The organism is Streptomyces thermovulgaris, from assembly GCF_002155915.1.
In the GTDB taxonomy this organism is placed as follows: domain Bacteria; phylum Actinomycetota; class Actinomycetes; order Streptomycetales; family Streptomycetaceae; genus Streptomyces; species Streptomyces thermovulgaris.
Genome location: NZ_MUME01000056.1, coordinates 1 through 17,059, shown reverse-complemented (window position 1 = coordinate 17,059; position 17,059 = coordinate 1). Strand labels below are relative to the sequence as shown.

The 17,059-nt window shown below is 72.5% G+C and carries 17 protein-coding genes; 11 read left to right on the top strand and 6 right to left on the bottom strand.

Annotated elements, in window-relative coordinates; all coding sequences use genetic code 11:
- Positions 1–6: 6 nt before the first annotated feature.
- The 3 genes from CCN35_RS06155 (at position 7) to CCN35_RS06145 (ending at position 2,195) form a co-directional block, all read left to right on the top strand.
- Positions 7–921: an SDR family oxidoreductase gene (locus CCN35_RS06155; protein ID WP_086791773.1), complete on the top strand. Its 915-nt coding sequence runs from the start codon at positions 7–9 to the stop codon at positions 919–921.
- Positions 922–1,163: 242 nt separating this feature from the next.
- Complete coding sequence (locus CCN35_RS06150; RefSeq protein ID WP_067388757.1) at positions 1,164–1,859, top strand: L,D-transpeptidase family protein; 696 nt, start codon at positions 1,164–1,166, stop codon at positions 1,857–1,859.
- 150 nt (positions 1,860–2,009) lie between these two features.
- Complete coding sequence (locus tag CCN35_RS06145) at positions 2,010–2,195, top strand: hypothetical protein (RefSeq protein ID WP_067388867.1); 186 nt, start codon at positions 2,010–2,012, stop codon at positions 2,193–2,195.
- A 187-nt stretch (positions 2,196–2,382) separates the two neighbouring features.
- Here the strand turns inward: CCN35_RS06145 and CCN35_RS06140 are convergent, their stop codons facing one another.
- Both CCN35_RS06140 and CCN35_RS06135 read right to left on the bottom strand, forming a co-directional pair.
- Complete coding sequence (locus CCN35_RS06140; protein WP_067388759.1) at positions 2,383–3,762, bottom strand: S1 family peptidase; 1,380 nt, start codon at positions 3,760–3,762, stop codon at positions 2,383–2,385.
- Positions 3,763–3,948: 186 nt separating this feature from the next.
- Positions 3,949–5,289 carry an aminotransferase-like domain-containing protein gene (locus tag CCN35_RS06135; protein WP_067388761.1) on the bottom strand — a complete coding sequence of 447 codons (1,341 nt, stop codon included), beginning with the start codon at positions 5,287–5,289 and terminating at the stop codon, positions 3,949–3,951.
- Between the two features lie 133 nt (positions 5,290–5,422).
- Between CCN35_RS06135 and CCN35_RS06130 the strand changes: the two genes are divergently transcribed.
- From CCN35_RS06130 to CCN35_RS06115, 4 genes are all read left to right on the top strand, one after another.
- A complete protein-coding gene (locus CCN35_RS06130) occupies positions 5,423–5,968 on the top strand; it encodes a DinB family protein (RefSeq protein WP_067388763.1) in 546 nt (181 codons plus the stop codon).
- A gap of 28 nt (positions 5,969–5,996) precedes the next feature.
- Positions 5,997–6,644: a LysE family translocator gene (locus CCN35_RS06125; protein ID WP_067388765.1), complete on the top strand. Its 648-nt coding sequence runs from the start codon at positions 5,997–5,999 to the stop codon at positions 6,642–6,644.
- Between the two features lie 221 nt (positions 6,645–6,865).
- Entirely contained in the window at positions 6,866–7,249 is a 384-nt protein-coding gene (locus CCN35_RS06120; RefSeq protein WP_067388767.1) for a PPOX class F420-dependent oxidoreductase, read from the top strand.
- Between the two features lie 235 nt (positions 7,250–7,484).
- Entirely contained in the window at positions 7,485–8,774 is a 1,290-nt protein-coding gene (locus tag CCN35_RS06115; protein WP_086791771.1) for a glycosyltransferase 87 family protein, read from the top strand.
- 29 nt (positions 8,775–8,803) lie between these two features.
- Here the strand turns inward: CCN35_RS06115 and CCN35_RS06110 are convergent, their stop codons facing one another.
- Positions 8,804–9,217 (bottom strand): Zn-ribbon domain-containing OB-fold protein, encoded by a 414-nt coding sequence (locus CCN35_RS06110; RefSeq protein ID WP_067388771.1) that lies wholly within the window; start codon positions 9,215–9,217, stop codon positions 8,804–8,806.
- Positions 9,218–9,603: 386 nt separating this feature from the next.
- Between CCN35_RS06110 and CCN35_RS06105 the strand changes: the two genes are divergently transcribed.
- Complete coding sequence (locus CCN35_RS06105; RefSeq protein ID WP_086791769.1) at positions 9,604–10,452, top strand: ATP-grasp domain-containing protein; 849 nt, start codon at positions 9,604–9,606, stop codon at positions 10,450–10,452.
- Between the two features lie 87 nt (positions 10,453–10,539).
- The gene (locus CCN35_RS06100) at positions 10,540–11,265 is read left to right on the top strand and encodes a peptidoglycan-binding domain-containing protein (RefSeq protein ID WP_086791767.1); all 726 of its coding nucleotides are present in this window, start codon (positions 10,540–10,542) and stop codon (positions 11,263–11,265) included.
- Between the two features lie 173 nt (positions 11,266–11,438).
- Here CCN35_RS06100 and CCN35_RS06095 read toward each other — a convergent pair whose 3' ends face one another.
- The 3 genes from CCN35_RS06095 to CCN35_RS06085 all read right to left on the bottom strand — a co-directional run bounded on the left by CCN35_RS06095 (position 11,439) and on the right by CCN35_RS06085 (position 13,890).
- A complete protein-coding gene (locus tag CCN35_RS06095) occupies positions 11,439–11,813 on the bottom strand; it encodes a hypothetical protein (protein ID WP_067388776.1) in 375 nt (124 codons plus the stop codon).
- A 322-nt stretch (positions 11,814–12,135) separates the two neighbouring features.
- Positions 12,136–13,059: a MurR/RpiR family transcriptional regulator gene (locus CCN35_RS06090; protein ID WP_169721337.1), complete on the bottom strand. Its 924-nt coding sequence runs from the start codon at positions 13,057–13,059 to the stop codon at positions 12,136–12,138.
- A gap of 171 nt (positions 13,060–13,230) precedes the next feature.
- Positions 13,231–13,890 (bottom strand): nucleoside/nucleotide kinase family protein, encoded by a 660-nt coding sequence (locus CCN35_RS06085; RefSeq protein WP_067388780.1) that lies wholly within the window; start codon positions 13,888–13,890, stop codon positions 13,231–13,233.
- A 128-nt stretch (positions 13,891–14,018) separates the two neighbouring features.
- On the opposite strand from CCN35_RS06085, the gene CCN35_RS06080 reads away from it, so the two are divergent.
- The gene (locus tag CCN35_RS06080) at positions 14,019–14,768 is read left to right on the top strand and encodes an HAD family hydrolase (protein WP_067388781.1); all 750 of its coding nucleotides are present in this window, start codon (positions 14,019–14,021) and stop codon (positions 14,766–14,768) included.
- The coding region (locus tag CCN35_RS06075) for a glycoside hydrolase family 65 protein (protein WP_086791763.1) at positions 14,765–17,059 on the top strand (2,295 nt) is incomplete at its 3' end. The genes CCN35_RS06080 and CCN35_RS06075, both read left to right, overlap by 4 nt.

Sequence of the window (17,059 nt, the reverse complement as noted above, 5' to 3'; positions counted from 1 at the left end):
CCGGAGATGCCGGGTCCCCTTCACGGCAGGGTCGCGCTGGTCGCGGGAGCGACACGGGGAGCAGGGCGGGGAATCGCGGTGGAGCTCGGCGCGGCCGGTGCCACCGTGTACGTCACCGGACGCACCACCCGCACCCGCCGCTCGGAGTACGACCGCCCCGAGACCATCGAGGACACCGCCGACCTGGTGACCGAGGCCGGCGGCCACGGCATCGCCGTACCCACCGACCATCTGGAGCCGGACCAGGTGCGCGCCCTGGTGGACCGCATCGCACGGGAACAGGACCGGCTCGACGTCCTCGTCAACGACATCTGGGGCGGGGAGCACCTCTTCGCATGGGACGCCCCGGTGTGGGAGCACGACCTCGCCGACGGACTGCGGCTGCTGCGCCTGGCGGTGGAGACCCACGCGATCACCAGCCACTTCGCCCTGCCCCTGCTGCTGCGCCGCCCCGGCGGCCTGGTGGTGGAGATGACCGACGGCACCGCCGAGTACAACCGGGACACCTATCGGGTCAGCTTCTTCTACGACCTCGCCAAGGCGGCCGTCCTGCGCATGGCCTTCGCCCTCGCCCATGAACTCGGCCCGCGCGGCGCCACCGCCGTCGCCCTGACGCCCGGCTGGATGCGTTCGGAGATGATGCTCGACCACTACGGGGTGACCGAGGAGAACTGGCGCGACGCCCTGGAGAAGGTTCCCCACTTCGCCATCTCCGAGACTCCCCGCTATGTGGGCCGTGCCGTCGCCGCCCTGGCCGCCGACCCGGACGTGGCCCGCTGGAACGGCCGGTCCCTCTCCAGCGGCGGCCTCGCCCAGGTCTACGACTACACCGATCTGGACGGCAGCCGCCCCGACGCCTGGCGCTACATCCGCGAGGTCCAGGACCAGGGAAAGCCGGCGGACACGACCGGCTACCGGTGACCCCGCACCCCGTCCGCCCGCCCGGCGTCCGCCGCGGCGGGCCCGGCGCGCGGAGAGGGGACGGACCCCGGGACCGCCCGGGCCCGCCGGAGGCGGGCGGCACTGTCCCGTTCCCCGCGTCCCCTGTGATCCACGGCACAACCAATCGCCCCCGCCGAGCGTCTGGGTGTCCAGAGGCACGGAAACGCACCGAGCGCCGGCGCGCCGGACGTCGACCGGACAGCGAGGGGAGAGGGGTTGTCATGGGAGAACTGGGCAGACGGGGCGTGGTCTTATTGGCCGCCACGGGACTGGTGGCGCCGCTCGCACTCGTGGCCGGCGCCACACCCGCGCAGGCGGCCAGTTGCACGAAGAAGACCGGGCCGTACCAGAAGCGGGTGGAGAAGTTCCTCGGCCGGCCGGCCGACGGACGGCAGTCGCCCGCGGACTGCAAGGCCATCCGGGCCTTCCAGAACAAGCACGGCATCAGGCCGAACATCGGCTACGCGGGCCCCGTCACCTGGGGTGTGATGAACCTGATGAACAAGCAGAAGGCCGTGGGCAAGAAGCCCAACAAGGCCGGCAGGTGCCCGGTGAACAGGGGCCGGATAGCCTGCGTCAACCTCACTCTCCAGATCAGCTGGATCCAGGACGGCAGCCGGCTGGTGTACGGACCCGTGCCGGTGCGCACCGGCCGCAAGGGGTACCAGACCCGCACCGGCCTGAAGAAGATCTACTGGCGGAACATCGACCACGTCTCGACGATCTACAACGTGCCCATGCCGTACAGCCAGTTCTTCGACGGCGGCCAGGCCTTCCACTCGGCCGGTGTGAGCATGTGGAATCCGCCCGGCTCGCACGGCTGCGTCAACATGACCCCGAAGGACGCCAGGAAGTACTGGTCGCTGCTGAGGACGGGCGACGACGTGTACATCTACGGCCGCAAGCCGGGCACCTGAGACGCCCGGGCGCGAGCGGACACCGGCGCCCGGCGGAGGTTGAATCGCGAACTACCGCCTGGCTCCTGAGGAATTCACGTGATGAGCAACATGGTCCGATATGTCCGTATCGCTCGTACTTATTCACAGCGCCTTCACCTCGGGCGGCCTATGCTTCACGGCATGTCCACCACTGTTGAACCCGTCTCCGAGCGATCGGCTGCGGAGGTCAACGAGGAGATCCGCGCCCTGTGGCGCCGGTCGGGCGGGACACTGACCAGTGAGCAGCGCGAGGAGTACCAGCGTCTCGTGGAGGAGTGGGCCGCCGCCGCCCACCGTTCGCTCAGGGCGGCCTGAGCCGCCTCTCCTCCGCGGCCCGCCCGCAGGCTCGCGGACCATTCTTTCGGGCACCATGGCCGCCCGCCCTCGGGCCCATGAGCCGCCCATGAGACATGAATCACCCATGCGGCCATGGGCGCCCCCGCTCACCTCGGGTGCCCGTCCCGGGCCGCCCCGCCGGGCTCCGGGCGGCGGGGCGGCCCGGTCAGCCCCAGGTCGCCGAGTAGTACCGCTGATAGGCCTTTCTCTCCTGCTCCGTGCGGATCCGGCGGGCGGCGAACAGCACGATCAGGCTGCCGGCGATGACCAGGAGGCCGGGGCCGACGTTCGCGGGGTCGAGGAGACGGGAGAGCAGGGTGGTGCTGCCGGTGCCGCCGGTGACCGGGGCGGAGGAGCCGGGGGAGGCGGCGTCGGGAGCGACGGCGCTCTGAGGGGTCTCCTTCGAAGGGGTGCCGGAGGACGTCCCGGGGTCCTGCTGCGGCGGCGCCACGATCAGCTTCACGTCGAGCGCGGCCAGCGCCTTGGTGACCGGCTGGAAGAACGTCGTGCCCCCCGTGGTGCAGTCGCCGCTGCCGCCCGAGGTCACCCCCAGGGCGACGCCCTCGGAGAACAGCGGACCGCCGCTGTCGCCCGACTCGGCGCACACCGTCGTCTGGATCAGACCGGTGACGGTGCCCTCGGGGTAGTTCACGGTCGCGTTCAGACCGGTCACCTCGCCGTCGCGCAGCCCGGTCGTGCTGCCGCTGCGGAACACCCGCTGCCCCACCACCGGATCGGCCGCCCCCGTGATCCGTACGCCCCTGCCGCCGCCGATCGCCACGATGTCGGCGCCCTGGCCGGCACTGCCGGAGGTGTACTGGACCAGGGAGAAGTCACCGCCCGGGAAGGAGGTCCGGACGGTCCTGCCGATCTCCTGGCCGCCCTGCGCGTCGGCGAACCAGATGGACCCGGCGGGCCCGCAGTGCCCGGCGGTGAGAATGAAGTCGCGCTGCCCGTCGGTCACATTGAAACCGGCCGAGCAGCGCCCGCCGGTCGACAGCATGGCCTGCGCCCCGTTGAGACGGGTGGTGAAGGCGCCCTTGGTGCGCTGCATGTGCACAAAGCTGCCGATGCGGTCGGCGACCTCGGTCATCCGGGTCCAGTCGGCGGCGGAGACGGTGCTGTCGGCCTGGACGATCACCCGGTTGTTGCGGTAGTCCAGCACCCACGCCGTGCCGGGCACGCGCGGCGCGGCGCGCAGGGTCGCGGTGGCCGCCTTCAGCTCGTTCATGCTGTGCCGTACGAGCTTGGCCCGGGCGCCCGCCTGCCGCACCTCGGCCGCCGCCTTCTCGTCGGTCACGGCGACGACCGGCCGCCCCTCGTCGTCGATCCAGCTGCCCGCGGTACGCGAGGTTCCCAGCCGTGCCACCAGCTGGGAGCCCTTGTCGGCCGCGGCCGGCTGCGCCGTGGTGCGCACGGCGGCGGGAGCACCGGGAGTCTCATCGGCCATCGCCGCCTGCGTGACCATCGCTCCTCCCAGAAGAAGTCCCGCGACGGCCGTCAGCCGTGTCACCCGCCGGACGACGCGTCGTCGTACGTGCCTCATGCGTGGCTCCCGAACCCCGAACACACGGTCTCAACACGGTCCCAACACCGAGGAGCGCTCGGGTCGTTGAGCGCCCTCCCTTGGATACGCGGTGCGGCACGGCCGTGTTCAGCGCACGGGTGATCCTCTTCCGGGGGCGCCGGCCGACGGCCTGTGCCGCGGCCGGTGTCCCGCTGTCGTGAGTGGTCAGTCGGTGACGAGGTCCTCGGGTGCGGAGCGGGCGAGGTCGGCGAGGGTGCTCAGGGCCTGGGAGAGGACGTCCGGTGGGGGTGAGGCGAGGCCCACGCGGATGGCGTTGGGGGCGTGGTTGCGGCTGGTGGTGAACGCGGCTGCGGGTACGACGCCGATGCCGTGCCGTGCGGCGGCTGCGACGAAGGTGTCCGCGCGCCAGGGGCGGGGCAGTTGCCACCAGCAGTGGTAGGAGCGCGGGTCGCTTCGCACGGTGAAGCCGGCGAGGTGTCGGGCTGCGATTTTTTGTCGTGCGGCTGCTTCTCGCTGTTTGGCCTCGACCAGTTTTCTCACGGTGCCGTTCTGCTGCCAGCGGTGGGCGGCTTCCAGGGCGAAGCGCATGGGGGTCCAGCCGCCCGAGCGCAGGGCGGCGGTGATCTTGCCGGTGAGGGCGGGGGGTGTCACGGCGTAGCCGAGGGTCAGGCCGGGTGCGATGCGTTTGCTCAGGCTGTCGATCAGTACGGTCCGTTCGGGGGCGTGGGCGGCCAGCGGTGGCAGTTCGTCGTGCAGGAAGGCCCAGATGGCGTCCTCGATTGCGGGGATGCCGAGCCGCAGCAGTGTCTCGGCCAGCTGTTCGAGGCGCTGGGCGGGCATGGTGAGCGAGAGGGGATTGTGCAGCCGGGGCTGGACGTAGAGGGCGTGCAGGGGGGTGTCGGCGTGTGCTTCCTCGAGGGCCTGGGGGATCAGGCCGGCGTGGTCCATGGCCAGGGGGACGAGGGTGATGCCGAGCCGGGCGGCGACGGCCTTGACGACGGGGTAGGTCAGTTCCTCGACGCCGAGGCGTGCGCCGGGCGGTACCAGGGCGGTGACGGCGGCGGAGAGGGCCTGTCGTCCGTTGCCCGCGAACAGGATGTGTTCGGGGTCGGGGCGCCAGTTGCCGCAGGCGAGGATGTCGGCGGCGGATTCCTGGAGGGCCGGGAGGCCGGATGTGCCGACCGGGCGCAGGGCGCGGCCGAGGGTGTCGGGGTGCAGCAGTGCGTCGAGTCCTTCGGCGAGCAGGGCGTTCTGCTCCGGCACGACCGGGTAGTTGAGTTCCAGGTCGATGCGGCTGCCGGCCGGTTCGGTGAGGGCGGGTGTTCCGGAGGCGGCCGGTGCCGCGCGGACGAAGGTGCCCCGGCCGACCTCGCCGACCGTCAGGCCCCGGCGGGCCAGTTCCCGGTAGACGCGTGCGGCCGTGGAGTTGGCGATGCCGTGCCGCCGTGCGAACTCGCGCTGCGGGGGAAGCCGGTCGCCGGGGCGGAGGATGCCGGCTTTGATGTCCTCGGCCACGGCGTCGGCGACGCTCTGGTAGTCCGTCACGGTGTGCTCTCCCCTCGCTGGTCGCTCCACCCGGCCATAGTATTGCACTGAGAGCAATACTGCGATTGCATCGAGTTATTGCCTCCCGTAAGCTCCGGATATTGCATCGAGTCCGGAAGGAGGCCCGGAGGCAGTGAACACGGCCGCGCGATCCAGGTCGCCGCTCGGCCGGATGTCCCTGCCCTCGCCCGGCTGCCGCATCTGCGGTTTCACATCCCGCCTGACCAGGCAGGACACGATCGCCGAGGTGCTCCTGGAGTACGCGGCCGGGTGGCAGAGGCTGCTGCGGACCCCGGGAGTGAGCAGCCGCCGTACCGGCGCGTCTGCCTGGTCCCTCCTGGAGTCCGGCTGCCATGTGCGGGACATGTGCCTGCTGTTCCACAACCGACTCGATGCAATCCTCGGGCAATCGGTGATTGCACCGAGATTATCCGTGGGAGCGGATACGGACACCGCTCGGCGCTACCGGGACGAGGAGCCGCAGCAGGTGGCGGAGGAACTGGGGCGGGCCGCCGGGGCGCCGGCCCGTCGTCTGGCCGCGCTCACCGACGACGACTGGGACCGCGACGGCCCGCGTCTGTCCGACCCGAGGCTCACCGTCGGCTTCCTCACCCGTCACCTCCTCCACGACATCGCGCACGACCTGGCCAGGGCCGTGCGCGACAGCAGCCAACAGTGAACAGCGAACAGGCGAGTGAGGGATCTTCATGGTCGAACCGAGCGGGATCGTCGGCGTGGCGGTGGTGGCCCTGGGCATGGTGCTCACCCCCGGCCCGAACATGATCTACCTCGTCTCCCGCAGCATCACCCAGGGCAGGCACGCCGGGATGATCTCCCTCGGCGGTGTGGCGGCCGGCTTCATGGTGTACCTGATCGCCACGAACCTGGGCCTGTCGGCCGTCTTCATCGCCGTCCCGGAGCTGTACGTCGCGGTCAAACTGGCCGGCGCCGCCTACCTGGCCTACCTCGCCTGGAACGCCCTGAAGCCGGGCGGCGTCTCCGTCTTCGCCCCGCAGGACGTGCCGCACGAACCGCCGCGCAGGCTGTTCACGATGGGCCTGATGACGAACCTGCTCAACCCGAAGATCGCCATCATGTACCTCTCGCTCATCCCGCAGTTCATCGACCTGGACAAGGGCCACGTCCTCCTGCAGGGCCTCGTCCTCGGCTCGGTCCAGATCGTGGTCAGCGTCGCGGTCAACCTCACCATCGTCCTCGCCGCCGGCACGATCGCCGTCTTCCTCTCCCGCCGCCCCTCCTGGCTCAGGACGCAGCGCTGCATGATGGGCACGGTGCTCGGCGCCCTCGCCGTCTCCCTCGCCCTCGACACCTCGGGCCCGGCAGCGGCGAGCTGACCTGGCGGCGGTGGTGCCGAAGGGCCCGTGACAGCGGCGCCGAAGGGGCGGCGTCCCTCGGCGTCCGCCGCCACCAGGACTGCCGCCGGGACTGCGGCCAGGATCATCCCAGGTGCCGTCCACGGCCCGTCCGGGCGAGGGTCTTGCCGGTGCTCACCGGACGGACAGACACATCCGATCGGCCGGCCACCTCCTCGAAAGACACGCTCTAGGCTTGGCGCATGGACGACAACACCCTGGTGGAGCGGCTCGCGGCCGGGAAGTACCTGCTGATCACCAGCTACCGCAGGAACGGCACCCCGGTCGCCACTCCGGTGTGGGTGGTGCGCGACGGCGACGCGCTCGGGGTGTGGACGGCCGCCGACTCCTGGAAGGTCAAGCGGATCCGCAACCGTGCCGACGTCCTCGTCGGTCCCTGCGACGTGCGGGGCAACCCCACCGGCGAACAGGTGCCGGCGACGGCGGAGATCTGCGACCCGGACACCACCGCGCGCTACCGCGCCCTCATCGCCCGCAAGTACGGCCTGCTCGGCCGCCTCGTCCTGCTGGGCAGCCGGCTGCGCCGCGGCACCCGGGGCACCGTCGGGATCCGTGTGACCCTCTGAACCCGAGGCCCCTCCGGTCCGGTCCGATCCGGGCTCCTCCGCTCCGGGGAGCCCTCTGGATCCGGTCCCTCTGCCTCCGGGGGCTCCGATCCCGGCCCCTCCTGCTCCCGGGGATCCCTTTGGCCCCGAGTGACAGGAAAACGTCCCGTATTGCCGGTGTCCGGCGTGGCGGCGGCCGGCCCATGGGTCCGCCGGGCTAGTCTGCGGGCGCTGCCGACACGACGGGGCTGGTGCGGTGAAGGGGATCTGGGCCACGGGCCGCGGGGCCGGACAGTGGCTCACCGGCCGTGCCGGCTGGTGTCTGGGCGTCTCCCTGGCCCTGCACGTCCTCGCCGTCCTCACCCATCCGACGGACCCGCTGGACCTGCGTGTCTACCGCGAGGCCGCACCGCATGTGCTGTCCGGGGGCCTGTACGACTACGCGCTGTGGACCGTTCCGCCCATTCCCCGGCTGCCGTTCACCTACCCGCCCTTCGCCGCGCTGCTGTTCCTGCCGCTGGCGCACCTTCCGTGGACGGTGCTGGTCGCGCTCTGGCAGACGCTCTCCGTGGCCGCGCTGCTCGTCGTCGCCGGGTGCGCGGTGCGGCTGCTGGGCCCGCGCCCCGGCGACGACCGGCTGCGGGAGCGTGTCCTGCTCTGGGCCGCCGCCGGGCTGTGGCTGGAGCCCGTGCGGCACACCCTCGACCAGGGGCAGGTGAATCTGCTGCTGGGGGCCGTCGTCCTGTGGGCGCTGACCGTGCCGCGTGCGGCGGCGGGCCGGGGAGCGGGCGTGGGGCTGGCGGCGTCGGTGAAGCTGACCCCGGCCGTCGGCGGACTGTATCTGCTGGCGACCCGGCAGTGGCGGGCGGCGGCGTGGGCCGTCGCGACCGCCGCGGCGGCGGCGGTCCTGGCCTGGTGCGTCGCCCCGCACGAGTCGGCGCGCTACTGGTCGGCGCTCGTCACGGACACCCGGCGCGTCGGCCCGGTCTGGTCGGTGCGCAACCAGTCGCTGCACGGAGCGCTCGGCCGACTGCTCGGGCAGGACACCGCCGTCTCCACGGTCCTTTGCGCGGTGGTGCTCGCCCTGGTGACGGCGGCGGCGGCCTGGGCCGTGCGCGCGGCGGTGCGGCGGCACGACCCGCTCGGCGTCCTCGTGGCCGTGGAGCTGTACGGGCTGCTGGTGTGCCCCGTCTCCTGGAGCCACCACTGGATCTGGTGCCTGCCCGCCATGATCTGGCTGGCCCACGGCCCCCTCGGACAGCGCCCGCTCAGCCGGATCGCGCTCGGCCTGTGGGCCCTGGTGACCGTCGGCCGGCTGGTGCCGGCCCTGATCCGGATCGAGGACCAGCAGGTGCACCCCGGTGTCCAACCGGGTGCCTATCCGGCGCTGCTCGCCTGGCCCGGTTGCGTCTATGCCGGGTGCGCGGTGCTGACGCTGGTCGTGATCGCCCGGGGGACCGCCGGGCGCGGAGGGCGGGGCGCGGCCCTGGGCGGCGTGCCGCGGCGGAGGCGGGCGGACGTGCCCTCCGGGCGCGGGCCCGGCTGACGGAAGGCGCCGGGCCGCCCGGCAGAAGGTCAGCTCCAGGCGCGGTACGGCTCGTCGATCAGCTGGAAGACGGGCTCGCCGCGCACCGGGTCCTTCGCCGTGGACAGCCGGACCCGGTCACCGCTGTGGATGCCGATGGGCGGGCCCATGACCCGGCCGCGCACGATGAAGCCCTCGCTCATCTCGATCAGGGACACGTTCCGCGCGGCGGGAGTGTTGCGGTGCACCACCGTGGAGTGGCGGACCGTGCCGACGCCCTCGCTGCGCTCGGTCCGCAGCTCGCTGCCGCGGCAGACCGGACACAGCACCCGCTGGTACATGGCGGTGCCGCACCAGGTGCAGCGCTGGAAGTACAGGGCCTCCGGATCCTCGGCCCCGGACTCGAGGAGGCCGGTCACGGAGCCGACTGCCGGACGAACGGCGTTTCCTGAGTGGTGGTACACGCTGGTCAACTCCCTGCGCTCGGCCGGAAATCCCGCGTGCGCGGCGCTTCCGTGCACGCATGTGCACAGATGTCCGTGCCGCTGTGCACGGCCACAGGGTATGGCACTCAGTGTCACTCGTAAAGGTGTCCGGTCGCTCTGATGTTCCGTCGCTTGGGGAAGGGGTGGTCCTCGCGTCGGTTCCGAGGGAAAGCCGAGGTGAGGACGGGGATCCGGGATGGATGTCCATGGCACGCAGTGTCGTCCGTGCTGGACAACCCCTGTGCCGGAAGGGCGGAGTGCCGGTCGAAGTAACCTTTCTGCGCCCTTGTTGCCCCGCTTCCCGTCCCGTCCGTCCCACCTGCCCGTCCCACCCGTCCGTCCGGCATCACGTCCCAGGAGTCCCCATGCCCTTCGCGCGTCCCCGTCTCCTCTACGTCACCGACCTGACGTACCCGGCGCGCGGGCGCCGCTACTGCGACGAGGACATCCACCTGACCTCCCGGCTGCGCGAGGACTTCGACCTGGCCCTGTGCCACCCGAAGGACGCCGCCGCGCTGATGGACGCCTTCGAGGCCGTCGTCGTCCGCAACAGCGGGCCCGTCCTGGCCTGCCGGGAGGCCCACGAGGACTTCAGGGCCCGGGCCCTGGCCCGTGCGATGCCGGTCTACAACCCGCTCACCGGCCGGGCGGACATGGCCGGCAAGCAGTACCTCCTCGAGCTGACCGCCGCCGGACACCCGGTCATCCCCACCGTCGACCGGCCCGAGGACCTCGGCCGGCTGCCCGCGGCCGACCGGTACGTGGTCAAGCCCAAGCTGGGCGCCGACTCCCTGGGGCTGCGCGTCGTCACCGCCGACGAGCTGCCCGGCCTCGCCGACGGCACCGTCCTGATCCAGCCGTACGTCGACTTCGCCTACGAGGTCTCGTTCTACTTCGTCGACCACGACTTCCAGTACGCCCTGTACGCCCCGGACCCGGAGCGGCGCTGGGAGCTGCGCCCGTACGAACCCGCCCCCGAGGACCTGGAGTTCGCCCGGCGCTTCATCGACTGGAACGGCCTCGAGCACGGCATCCAGCGCGTCGACGCCTGCCGCGCTCCCGGCGGCGAGCTGCTGCTGGTCGAGCTGGAGGACTTCAACCCCTACCTGTCCCTGGACGCCCTGGACGACACCCGCAGGGACGCCTTCGTCGCCGCGCTGAAGTCCTCCCTGCGCCGCTTTCTCGCCACCGGCGGTCCCGCCGCCGCCCGTTGACGGCCGCGGCCCCTGAACCGGCGGCGCGGCGGACACGTATCACTCCCCGGACGAGGGCCCCTGCACACGGACGGAAAGGAGTGCCGAGTGTCGAAACCGCCGGAACGCGGAGAGCCGTACGGCAGGACGCCCGTGGAGCCGGTCCGGGTCATACGGTCCCGGCGCACCGACGCCCTCGCCGAACTCATCCAGGCGTTCAAGGAGGCGCAGGAGCGCGAGCGCGAGGCCGGTGACCAGCGCGCGGCGCGGTCGGCGTCTTCTGCCTCCGCGGAGGACACGACCGAGGAACTGCCGCCCGTGCCGCCCGCGCCGTCCACGCCGCCTCCGGAGCCTCCGCCCCGGGGGTCCGTGCCGCGGAGCGCGCCGGATTGGACCCCCGCCGGGGCGGGCCGCGGTCTGCGCCGGGCCGCCGTCGCGGTGGCCATTGCCGCGGCCGCCCTGATCGGCTTCGGCTGCGCCCTGCTGCTGCCGGTCAGGGGCGAGGCCGGTGCCGCCCCGGCCGCGCGGCCGTCCGGAGGCGCCTCCGCGGCTCCCGCCGTGACGGTCACCGCCACCGTGTCGGTCGACCCGGACGGCCCCGGCACCCTGCGCGAGGGCGACACCGGCCCGGACGTCGTCGCACTGCAGCGGCGCCTTCTGCGCATTCCGGACGTCTACCGCGACGGCTCCGTCGACGGCCGCTACGACAGCACGCTGAAGGAGGCCGTGGCCCGCTTCCAGCTCTGGTACGGCATCAGCGGCGACGAGAGGGGCGTCTACGGCGACGACACCCGCCGCGCCCTGGAGTCCCGTACGGCGCTCGACCACGAATAGACGACCACGGGCGGACGACCACGGGCGGACGACCACGGGCAGGGCGGACGGAGCGGGCGAACAGGCCGAGCGATAAAGGTACTTGGGGTGAGCGGGCGGCGTCGTCGACATCCGGGCCGGGGCCGCGCAGGGGTGCGCCGGTCCGGAGGAGGCGGTCAAGGGGCCGGCGGAGGTCAGCGCTGGGCGTTGCGCTCCACGAGGGCCTCGGTCACCGCGCGGACGCTGCGGGCTATGTGCTGCAGCTGCAACAGCTCCGCCGCGTACAGCTTGATCGTGTGCTCGATGGCCGACTCGGACAGGCCGAGCCGGGGCAGTTCGACGCGCGCCGTCTGCAGGGCGGTGCGGACCACCCGGATCTCCTGCTGGACCTGGATCTGCGCATGACGGGCGAGCAGCACCGGATGGCGGATCAGTGCGGGGTAGGTGCCGTAGCGTGCCGGCACCAGTCCGCGCAACCACTTGGTGGCCGAGCGCTCCCAGTCGTAGCTGCCGGGGGTCTTGACCTGGCAGGGCCAGTCCGGGCTGATGCGCGTGGTGGTCAGGGGCATGGTCTCGCTTCCGGGTGTGCGGCGTCGGAAAGGGACGTCCGGCAGGGGGAGGCCCCGGCCTAGGGGATGACCGGGGCCGCCGTGGGCTCGCACAGGCGAGGCCCGGTGGGTACTCCGTACGCCGACGCCGGAGGGAGACGGCGGCGCAGGGGTGCCCGTGTGCGGGGGCGAGCACGGCCGGGCAGTGGACCGGCCGTGATCCGTGAGCAGTATTTATATATGCCGTTCACTTTGCAAGACGTATGAAAACATTCATGTCTGCTCTGAACGGCAGCCTTCGCCCAGGGGAGCCGAACCCGGTCGACCCGCTCCGGGAGCGGGCTCACTCCGGGAGGAAGAACTGGTGCTGGTCGGCGACCTGCTCGTACTCCTCCAGCCGTGCCTGGGTGCGCTCGGGGTCGGCGTCGGTCATGGCCTGCAGCAGCGCCGCGCACATCACGACGGGCGCCGCATAGGAGTCGAAGACCAGCCGGGAGCCGGTGCCGGTGGCGAAGGTCACGTCGGCCTCCTCGGCGACCGGTCCGAGCGCCAGGTCGGTGATCAGGGCCACCTTGAGTCCGGCGCTGCGGGCGACCCGCACGGCGGCCAGGGTCTCGTGGGCGTGCCGGGGCATGGAGAACGCCAGCACCCAGGTGCCGCCGGCCTCGCGGGACTGCAGCAGCGCGTCGTAGGCGACGCTGCCGCCGCGGGTCACCAGCCGCACGTCCGGGTGGATGCGCCGCGCCGCGTAGGCGAAGTACTCGGCGAGCGACACCGAGATGCGCAGCCCCAGCACGGTCAGCGGGGTCGACTGCGACAGCTTGCGGCCGGTGTCGATCACGCGCTCGGGGTCGGCGAAGTCCCGGCGCAGGTTCTCCAGGTTCTCGATCTCGGCGTCGACGGCCGCCTGGAGCTCGTTGCCCCGGTCCTCCTGGGCCGTGCCCGGTCCGCCGGCCAGCGTCCGCAGTGCGATGGACTGGAGCCGTTCGCGCAGCGCGGGATAGCCGCTGAAGCCCACCGCCGCGGCGAACCGGGTCACCGACGGCTGGCTGACGCCCACCCGGTCCGCCAGTTCCGTGATCGACAAGAACGCCGCCTCGGCGATGTTCTCGATCAGGTACTGGGCGATGCGGCGCTGCCCGGGAGACAGATGCGGCCCGTCGAAGAGCGCTCTGAGCTGGGACGCCGGGGCGGCCTGATCGGGGGGCGCCGTCTTCCCCGAGGTGATCGTGGATGCCTGTGCGCGAACCTGCTGCGGCGATGGCACCGAGGTGCCTCCTTTGTCTCCCACGGACGCCCAACATAGCCCACTCACCGTCATGACCAGCATGGGTGCGCGAAATGAGCACCGGCCGTGACCTCTGCCGCGGCCGGCGTCGCCCGTGTCCGCCGCACCGTGCCGGACGGCCGGATCCGTGCCCGTCCCGCGCGGGCCGGCTCAGGCCGCGCGGCGGCCGGACGGCACGGCCGTCCGCGGCACGACCAGGTCCGCGCGGTGCCGGGTCGCCGCCACCAGCTCCGCGTTGCGCTGGTCGGTGCCCAGCACCCACTCCACCGCCTCCCGGTGCGTCTTGCCGAACTCCTCGTGACGGGCGACGAGACGGCGGATGCGCTCGTCCTCGTCGAGCTCGCAGAACCACACCTCGTCCAGCTCGGGGCGCACCCGCGCCCAGGCGCCGGTGTCCAGCAGCAGGTAGTTGCCCTCCGTCACGACCAGCCGGGCCGACGGCGGCACCGGGATCGCGCCCGCCAGCGGCTGTTCCAGGACCCGCTCGAAGCCCGGCGCGTACACCGTCTCGTCCCGCTCCTCGCGCAGCCGGCGCAGCAGTGCCGCGTACCCCGCCGCGTCGAAGGTGTCCGGGGCGCCCTTGCGGTCCAGACGGCCGAGCCGGGCGAGTTCGGCGTCGGCGAGGTGGAAGCCGTCCATCGGGACGTACGCCGCCCACGGCTCGCCGTCGCCGTTCAGGGCCCGCACCAGATGCCCGGCGAGGGTCGACTTGCCCGCGCCGGGACTGCCCGCGATGCCGAGAAGTGCGCGCTGCCCGGCCCCGGCGAGGGCCCGGGCACGGACGAGGAGGTCGTCGAAGGTCAGCTCCACACGCCACAGTGTGGCACCCCGGCGGTGACGCCCACCGGCCGGTCGCGCTCACCCGTCTGCCGGAAAGTGCGCCGCATACGGAGCCCGGCACCCCCCGCAAAGCCGCCGCACGGGGAAGAGTGCCCGGTATGACACGGTTCGGTCTGCCCGATGACATCACGGCGTGCCTCTTCGACCTGGACGGGGTGGTCACCAGAACGGCCACGGTGCACGCGGCCGCCTGGAAGGAGACGTTCGACGCGTTCCTGCGGGAACGACAGGGCGCGGACTTCCGGCCGTTCGACCCGGTCGCCGACTACGACGAGTACGTCGACGGACGCCCCCGCGCGGACGGGGTGCGCACCTTCCTCGCCTCCCGCGGCATCCGGCTGCCCGAGGGCAGCCCGGACGACCCGCCCGACGCGCAGACGGTCCACGGGATCGGCAACCGCAAGAACGAACTCCTGCTGCGGCGGATCCGAGCCGGGGGCGTGGAGCCGTACGAGGGCACGCTGCGCTACATCGAGGCCGTCCGGGCCGCGGGACTGAGGACCGCGCTCGTCTCCTCCAGCGCGAACGCCCGTGACGTCCTGCGCTCCGTCGGTGCCGAGCACCTCTTCGACGTCTGCGTCGACGGAGTGGTCGCCCGTGAGCGGGCGCTGCCCGGCAAGCCCCACCCCGACACCTTCCTGGCCGCCGCCCACGACCTCGGCACCGACCCCGCCCGGGCCGCCGTCTTCGAGGACGCGCTGGCCGGCATGGAGGCGGGCCGCTCGGGCCGCTTCGGATACGTCGTCGGCGTCGACCGCGTCGGCCAGCGCGACGCCCTGTACGCGCACGGCGCCGACGTGGTCGTCGAGGACCTCGCCGACCTCCTCGCCCAGGGAGGTGCCGCATGATCGTCCACGGGGCGTACACCGTCGAGCCGTGGCGTGTGCGCGAGACGGAACTCAACCTCGACGTCCTCGCCCAGAGCGAGTCCCTCTTCGCGCTGTCCAACGGGCACGTCGGCTGGCGCGGCAACCTCGACGAGGGCGAACCGCACGGCCTGCCCGGCTCCTACCTCAACGGCGTGTACGAGGTGCACCCGCTGCCGTACGCGGAGGCCGGCTACGGCTACCCCGAGTCCGGCCGGACCGTCATCAACGTCACCAACGGCAAGGTGCTGCGGCTGCTCGTCGACGACGAGCCGTTCGACCTGCGCTACGGCCGGCTCGTCTCCCACGAGCGCGTCCTCGACCTGCGCCGCGGGGTGATGGAGCGGGTCTGCGAGTGGTGCTCGCCGGCCGGGACCCGGATCCGGGTGCGCGCCACCCGGATGGTCTCCCTCACCCAGCGTTCCATCGCCGCGATCGCCTACGAGGTGGAGGCGGTCGACCGCCGGGCGCGCGTGGTCGTCCAGTCGGAGCTGGTGGCCAACGAGCAGCTGCCCCCGTCCGGCGGCGACCCGCGGACGGCGTCGGTCCTGCAGTCCCCGCTGCAGCCGGAGCAGGACTTCGCCCACGGCCACCGGCTGCGCCTGGTGCACCGCACCCGGCACAGCGGCCTCAGGGTGGCCGTGGCCGCCGACCATGTCGTCACCGGCCCCGAGCAGACCACGACCGTCGGCGAGAGCCACCCCGACCTGGCACGGCTGACGATCGGCTCCGTCCTGGAGCCGGGGCAGAGGCTGCGGGTGGAGAAGTTCGTCTCCCACGGCTGGTCCAGCACCCGCTCCCTGCCGGCGATGAGCGCCCAGGTGGACGCCGCCCTGGCGGCCGCCGGGGACGGCGGCTGGGCCCGTCTGGCCGACGAGCAGCGGGCCTACCTCGACGACTTCTGGGCGTGCGCCGACGTCGAGGTGGACGGCGACGAGGAGATCCAGCAGGCCGTCCGCTTCGGTCTCTTCCACGTGCTGCAGGCCGGGGCCCGCGCCGAGCAGCGGGCGATCCCGGCCAAGGGGCTGACCGGATCCGGCTACGACGGGCACGCCTTCTGGGACACCGAGATGTTCGTGCTGCCCGTGCTGGCCCACACCCTGCCGGAGGCCGTGGCCGAGGCGCTGCGCTGGCGGCAGAGGACCCTGCCCGCGGCCCGGGAGCGCGCGGCCCAACTGGGGCTGCGCGGCGCCGCGTTCCCCTGGCGGACCATCGAGGGCCGGGAGGGGTCGGCGTACTGGCCCGCCGGAACGGCCGCCTTCCATGTGAACGCCGACATCGCGCACGCGGTGGTGCACTACACCGAGACCACCGGCGACGAGGACTTCGAACGCGACACCGGGCTCGAACTGCTCGTGGAGACCGCCCGTCTGTGGCGCTCGCTCGGCCACCACGACCACCGCGGCGTCTTCCACATCGACGGCGTCACCGGCCCCGACGAGTACAGCGCGCTCGCCGACGACAACACCTACACCAACCTGATGGCCCGCGCGAATCTGCTGGCCGCCGCCCGGGCCGTCGAACGCCACCCGAAGGAGGCGGAGCGCCTCGGCGCCGACAGCGAGGAGAGCGCCTCCTGGCGGGACGCCGCCGAGGCCATGCACATCCCGTACAACAGCGAGCTGCGCGTGCACGAGCAGCACGCGGGCTTCACCCGCTACCAGCGCTGGGACTTCGCCGGCACCCGCGCCGACCAGTACCCGCTGATGCTGCACTTCCCCTACTTCGACCTGTACCGCAAGCAGGTGGTCAAACAGGCCGACCTGGTGCTGGCGATGTACACCTGCAGCGCCGAGTTCGACGACGAGCACATCGCCCGCAACTTCGCCTACTACGAGCCGCTGACCGTGCGGGACTCCTCGCTGTCGGCCTGCGTCCAGGCCGTCATCGCCGCCCAGGCGGGGCATCTGCGCCTCGCCTACGACTACACGGCCGAGGCGGCCCTGATGGACCTGGAGGACCTGGAGCACAACACCCGCGACGGGCTGCACATCGCGTCGCTGGCCGGCACCTGGATGGCGCTGGTGGCCGGATTCGGCGGCGCCCGCAGAGCCGGCGGGACACTGGAGTTCGCGCCGCGGCTGCCGGAGAAGTTCAGCCGCCTCGCCTTCAGGCTGCTGTTCCGCGGGCGGCGGCTGCGGGTGGAGATCACCCGGCAGGGCGCCGCGTACACCCTGCTGGACGGGCCGCCGCTGACGATCCGTCACCACGGAACCCCGGTCGCGCTCCAGCCGGACACCCCCGTGGAGCGTCCGCTCCCGCCCCCCGTGCAC

What these genes read in the sequence shown, in the direction of transcription:
- CCN35_RS06120 (WP_067388767.1), top strand. Translation starts at nt 6,866, where the DNA reads ATGGACGACAACACCCTGGTGGAGCGGCTCGCGGCCGGGAAGTACCTG.
- CCN35_RS06095 (WP_067388776.1), bottom strand. Translation starts at nt 11,813, where the DNA reads ATGCCCCTGACCACCACGCGCATCAGCCCGGACTGGCCCTGCCAGGTC.
- CCN35_RS06080 (WP_067388781.1), top strand. Translation starts at nt 14,019, where the DNA reads ATGACACGGTTCGGTCTGCCCGATGACATCACGGCGTGCCTCTTCGAC.
- CCN35_RS06150 (WP_067388757.1), top strand. Translation starts at nt 1,164, where the DNA reads ATGGGAGAACTGGGCAGACGGGGCGTGGTCTTATTGGCCGCCACGGGA.
- CCN35_RS06105 (WP_086791769.1), top strand. Translation starts at nt 9,604, where the DNA reads ATGCCCTTCGCGCGTCCCCGTCTCCTCTACGTCACCGACCTGACGTAC.
- CCN35_RS06125 (WP_067388765.1), top strand. Translation starts at nt 5,997, where the DNA reads ATGGTCGAACCGAGCGGGATCGTCGGCGTGGCGGTGGTGGCCCTGGGC.
- CCN35_RS06140 (WP_067388759.1), bottom strand. Translation starts at nt 3,762, where the DNA reads ATGAGGCACGTACGACGACGCGTCGTCCGGCGGGTGACACGGCTGACG.
- CCN35_RS06145 (WP_067388867.1), top strand. Translation starts at nt 2,010, where the DNA reads ATGCTTCACGGCATGTCCACCACTGTTGAACCCGTCTCCGAGCGATCG.
- CCN35_RS06155 (WP_086791773.1), top strand. Translation starts at nt 7, where the DNA reads ATGCCGGGTCCCCTTCACGGCAGGGTCGCGCTGGTCGCGGGAGCGACA.